This is a genomic window from Chryseosolibacter indicum, assembly GCF_018598585.1.
Taxonomy (GTDB): Bacteria; Bacteroidota; Bacteroidia; order Cytophagales; family Cyclobacteriaceae; genus Chryseosolibacter; species Chryseosolibacter indicus.
In genome coordinates this window covers 1-4,250 of the sequence record NZ_JAHESD010000125.1, presented here as the reverse complement: position 1 = coordinate 4,250, position 4,250 = coordinate 1, and the positions used below count along the sequence as shown (strand labels likewise).

Annotated in this window: 2 protein-coding genes and 1 pseudogene; all 3 read right to left on the bottom strand. The window is 42.1% G+C overall.

The window, feature by feature from the left end:
- Positions 1-880: TolC family protein (locus tag KK060_RS24540; protein WP_437124584.1), on the bottom strand; the 880-nt coding region annotated here is incomplete at its 3' end.
- Positions 858-4,061: an efflux RND transporter permease subunit gene (locus KK060_RS24535; RefSeq protein ID WP_254157874.1), complete on the bottom strand. Its 3,204-nt coding sequence runs from the start codon at positions 4,059-4,061 to the stop codon at positions 858-860. The genes KK060_RS24535 and KK060_RS24540, both read right to left, overlap by 23 nt.
- Before the next feature lie 23 nt (positions 4,062-4,084).
- Positions 4,085-4,250, bottom strand: a pseudogene (locus KK060_RS24530) (efflux RND transporter periplasmic adaptor subunit); the annotation flags it as partial.

Sequence of the window (4,250 nt, the reverse complement as noted above, 5' to 3'; positions counted from 1 at the left end):
CATGAATAGAATCCGGGACCAGATCAGTAAACGTCTGAGAGTTTCTTGCAACCTGCTGCGGGAATCTTCCTACCAGAAAGTTAATCCGGTTTTCTGTTACTGTAATTGCCTGCATAATTTCAAACTGGCGGCTCTGGTTTTTTAGAACTTCCGCTTCGAACTTACGTACAGCTAACTCAGTAACCTTGGCTGCCTGTTTCTCAAGCTTTACAATCTCCAATGCATTTTTCTGGATGTCAATGTTCTTCTTCAAAATATCCAGTTGGTTATCTAATGCCATTAACTCGTAATACGATGTCGCTATTTCAGCAATCAGATTGGTAACCATAAAGTTCTTACCCTCGGCACTCGACAGATATCTGAACATGGCAGACTTCTTGGCATTGCTCAGCTTTCTCCAGATATCCAGCTCCCAGGAAGCATTAGCTCCTAACAGAAAATTAGGTACAGGATCAGGAAATCGTTTTCCAGGTTTTACTTCCAGGTTTTCTTCAACTGCACCTGCTGCTGTGTATTCTCCTACCTTTTCTACGCCTGCTCCTACTCCTATTCCTACAAAAGGAAGATATTCTCCTTTCCTTGCTCTTACTTCGTTTCGTGCAATGTTTATCTCCTGCAAAGTGATATTCAGCTCCTGATTATTCTTTAACGCGGTATCTATTAACGCAACCAGATACTGGTCTGTAAAGAACGCTTTCCATTGGGTCTTTGCAGTGTTGGTAGTATCCTGCGAGCTGTTGTTGAAGCTCGCAGGTGTTGTTTTATTCTCTTTTCTTTGAACTAAAGAAGGCGGCAAACTACAAGCTGTAGCCAACAACAACATGCAGCCTATGCCTAAACGTGTCAATATTTTTTTATTATTCATTGTCTTCACTATCATGAGTTAAAGGGAAGCTGTCAACCTGGTGAACAAGGTTTTCGGTTAACGAATCTTCATCTTCGTGTTTAATGAGATGGCGGCCATCGGCTAATTTGCCAAAGATGAAATAAAGCCCAGGAATGATAATAACACCGAAGATTGTTCCGAATAACATACCACCAAGAGCAGATGCTCCAATGGTACGGTTACCAATAGCTCCTGCACCTGTTGCTATAATCAATGGTATCAACCCCGCAACGAACGCGAATGAAGTCATTAAGATCGGTCTAAAACGTACCTTGGCTCCTTCAATAGCTGCATTCAATATCGTTTCTCCCTGCTGACGTTTCTGAACAGCGAATTCAACAATCAACACAGCATTCTTTCCTAAAAGCCCTACCAGCATGATCAATCCGACCTGCGCGTAAATGTTATTCTCAAGCCCCATAAGCTTAAGCATTAAGAACGAACCAAACACCCCTACTGGCAATGAGAACACCACAGCCAACGGGATAATGAAACTTTCATATTGTGCTGCAAGTACAAAGTAAACGAACATCAATACAATGATGAACACATAAAGTGCTTCATTTCCCCTGATGGATTCATCGTATGAAAGACCTTCAAAAGCAATGTCGTAACCCTTTGGCAGCGTCTTGCTTGCAACTTCGCGAATTGCACCTATGGCCTCTGCGGTAGTGTAACCTTTTGCAGGGAGCCCTTGTATCGCCGACGAATTATATAAGTTAAAGCGTGTAATCTCATTCGGTCCTTGTCCTTTTTTAAGCTTCATAAAGGACGAATAAGGCACCATTTCTCCTTTGTCATTCTTCACAAAGAGATTTAAAAGATCGGAAGGAAGTCTTCTGAATTTGGGATCCGATTGAACGTATACTTTAAAGAACTGATTAAACTTAATGAAACCTTGTTCATAAGTACTTCCTATCAAAATGTTCAGGTTCTCCATCGCCTTTCCAATCGACACGCCTTTCTGCATTGCCAGATTATTGTCTATCTCCAATTCGTATTGAGGATAATTGGCTGCAAAAAAGGTAAACAAACCGGTAAGCTCTTTACGCTTGCGTAAGTTATCCATAAACTCCTTGTTGATCTGATCAAACTCGTGGTAATCAGTATCGGTAGTCTTATCCAATAACCTCATAGAGAAACCACCTGAAGTACCGAATCCTGGAATTGCAGGTGGTTCAAAGAATTCCACTATTGCACCAAGACCTCTTGATTTCTCCTCCAATTCCTCCATGATCTCTTTTACTGAATGATGACGCTCAGACCAGTTCTTCAAATTGATCAAACAAGTACCTGCGTTAGATCCTCTTCCCTCAGTCATGATCTCGTAACCCGCAAGTGAGGATACAGACTCAACTCCGTCAATCTCTTCACAGATTTTCTGTAATCTGCGTGAGACTTCATTTGTTTTTTCTAGTGTAGAACCTGGAGGTGTTTGAATGATAGCATAGATCGTACCTTGATCTTCATTGGGAATAAAGCCTGATGGCACAATCTGGTTCTCGTAGTATATACCTGCACAAAAGGCTAGTAATATCGCAAAAGTAACAATTCTCCTGTTTACGATTAACTTTAACAGACCTACGTATCTGCCAGTCATTTTTTCAAACCCTCTGTTAAAGCTGTCGAGAGACCTTGTTAACAGGTTCTTCTTTTTCGGATGCCCATGATGGTTTTTCAATAACATGGCACACAAAACCGGCGTGAGCGTAAGAGCAATCAACGCAGAGATCACAATGGAGCTCGCCATGGTAATGGAGAACTGCCTGTAAAAGGTACCAACCGGACCTGACATAAATGAAATAGGAACGAATACAGACACCATTACCATGGTAATAGCAATGATAGCTCCGCTGATTTCACCCAGTACTTTTTTAACAGCGTTGTAGGGACTTATATTCGGCTCTTCCTCCATCTTTGCATGAACCGCTTCAACCACCACGATGGCATCATCAACCACAATACCTATCGCCAACACGAGGGCAAAGAGGGTAACTAAGTTGATAGACAGCCCGAAAAACTGAATTACGAAAAACGCACCTATCAACGATACCGGTACCGCTAATATTGGTATCAGCGTCGAGCGCCAGTCACCCAGGAATACGAATACAACTAACGCCACAAGAATAAAGGCATCGCGCAACGTATGTATTACCTGCTCTATGGAGGCATCCAGGAACTGCGAAACATCGTAACTGATTTTGTAATCCATTCCCGGAGGAAAGCTTGCCTTCATTTCCTCGAGCTTTGCTTTTACCTCTGCAATTACATCACTGGCATTACTTCCGTAATTTTGCTTCAATACAATAGCGGCAGAAGCATGACCATCAAGGTTAGAGTAGATATCAAAGAATTCACTACCCAATTCTACTTTGGCGATGTCTCTTAAATGAATACTCTCGCCGTCAGGAGTGGCACGTATTATAATGGCTTCATACTCTTCTGGCTTGTTGTATCTTCCTTTGTAGGTAAGTACATATTCGAGCGATTGCGCGGCTATACCAGAACTCTGGCCTATCCTACCCGGGCGACCAATAATACTTTGCTCGCCTATAGCATCCATCACTTCCTCTACCGAAATTTTATAAGCACGCATCCGTTCAGGATTTAACCACACACGCATTGCATATCTTCTGCTACCCAATATCTGCGCCCTCGCTACCCCCTTGGTACGTTGTATTTCAGGGATCATCTTAACGGTTGCGTAGTTAAATAAGAACTTCTCGTCCATACTCTTTTCCGTAGAATAGAGATTGACATACATCAACATACTGGGCTGAATAGGTGTGATAATAACACCCTCGCGCTGAACCAGTTCTGGCAATAATGGCATTACCTGGTCAACCCTTGTCTTTACGCGTATAACCGCATCGTTAGGATCTGTGCCTGGCTCAAAAATAATTCTAAGAGTAGCTTCACCGGCGCTGGTAGCATCGGTGGCAATGTACCTCATGTCTTGAACGCCATTGATCGCTTGTTCAAGCGTGATCAATGTAGATTTTACTAAAACATCCGCACTGGAACCCGGGTAAGCAATAAATATATTTACTGTAGTGGGAGCAATATCGGGGAACTGAGATATAGGTAATTTCTTGATAGCCAAAATTCCTACAAAGACTATCATGACCGATATTACAATAGCGAATACCGGCCTTCGTATAAACTTACTAAACATGTCTTTAGCTTTTTAGGATATTATTACTCGGCATATAAGTCTAGATGTGAGATCACAGAATCAGGCTTTGCAAACTTGTATTCTATTTTTTCATTTTCACGTACCTGACGCAAACCTTCAAGAAGGATCTTATCACTTTCCTGCAAACCACTTTGAACAATAAAAATATGCGGCAACTCTGCGGCAACG